The organism is Plastoroseomonas hellenica (assembly GCF_018129085.1).
Classification (GTDB): Bacteria; Pseudomonadota; Alphaproteobacteria; order Acetobacterales; family Acetobacteraceae; genus Plastoroseomonas; species Plastoroseomonas hellenica.
Window position 1 is genome coordinate 1 of record NZ_JAAGBB010000143.1, and the last position, 1,282, is coordinate 1,282.

The 1,282-nt window shown below is 77.9% G+C and carries 1 protein-coding gene and 1 pseudogene; both read left to right on the forward strand.

Annotated features, from left to right (window positions below):
- Window positions 1-388 (forward strand): annotated as a pseudogene (locus tag GXW71_RS34535) (tetratricopeptide repeat protein); the annotation flags it as partial.
- The coding region (tilS, locus tag GXW71_RS34540) for a tRNA lysidine(34) synthetase TilS (protein ID WP_211858612.1) at window positions 375-1,282 on the forward strand (908 nt) is incomplete at its 3' end. The pseudogene GXW71_RS34535 and the gene tilS, both read left to right, overlap by 14 nt.

Genomic DNA, 1,282 nt, shown 5'->3' on the forward strand with positions numbered 1-1,282 from the left:
GCCGCGCCCGCCGGAGCGGGCGCTCTCCGAAGGCCAGGCGGCGCTCGGCCGCCGCGACTTCGCCGCCGCCGAGACGGCGGCGCGGGAGGTGATCGCCTCCCGCAACCAGGCGCGCGCCCAGGATGCGCAGCTCCTGCTCGGCGATGCGCTGGCCGGCCGGCGGCAGTTCCAGAACGCGGCGCTGGCCTATGACGAGGCCTATCGCCGCAACCGCCAGGGCGCCCGCGCGCCGGAAGCACTGCTCGGCCTCGCCGGCGCCTTCAACGGCTTCAACGCGCGGCGGGAGGCTTGCGACACGCTCGACCAGCTCCGCACGGAATTCCCGCGCCTGTCGCAGTCGCTGACCGACCGCGCCAATGCCGCGCGACGGAGCAATGGCTGCCGCTGAGCCGATCCCGCCCGGGCGGGATCGCCCGGAGGAAAGCTCTGCCATCGGCGCTGCCGAGTTCGCGTCGCTGATGGCGCCGCTCGGACCCTTCGGGCCGGCGCCGCGCCTCGCGGCCGGGGTCTCCGGGGGGCCGCACAGCCTGGCTCTGGCGCTGCTGGCCGATGCCTGGGCAAAGGCGCGCGGTGGTCATTTGCTGGCGCTGATTGCCGATCACGGCCTGCGTCCCGGGAGCGGCGCGGAGGCCGCGCGTGTCGCCACCCGCCTCCGGGCATGCGGGATCAAGGCGCGCATCCTCGCACTCGGCCTGCCTCCCGGCCCTGGCCTGCACGAACGTGCGCGCGCGGCGCGGCTGGCCGCGCTGCTGGGTGCCTGCGGCGCGGCGGGCGCGCCATGGCTGCTGCTCGGCCATCATCGCGACGATCAGGCGGAGACCCTGCTGGCCCGCGCGCTCGCCGGCAGCGGTCCGGATGGCCTCGCCGCCATGCCGGCGCTCCGCGCGGCGCCGGAGGCGCTGATCCTGCGCCCCTTGCTCGGCCAGCCGCCGGCACGGCTGGAGGCGGTGGTTGCCGCCGCCGGGCTGGCGCCGGAGCGCGATGCCAGCAATGCCGATCCGCGCTTCCTGCGGGCGCGGCTGCGGCGGGCGCTCGGGGCGGATCCCGGCGGCCATGTGGCACTGGCCGAGGCCGCCGCCGCCTTCGCCCGCCGCCGCGCCAGGCGCGAAGACGCCATCGCCATGCGGCTGGCGGCGGGCGCCGCCCTGTCGCCGCTCGGCCATGCCCGGATCGATCCGGGCGCGCTCGGGGCCGATGCCGTGGGCCTGGCCGGCTTCGTGCTGCTGCTGCGCCTGGTCGGCGGCGGCGCCTACCCACCCGAGCCTGCCGCGGCCGCGGCGCT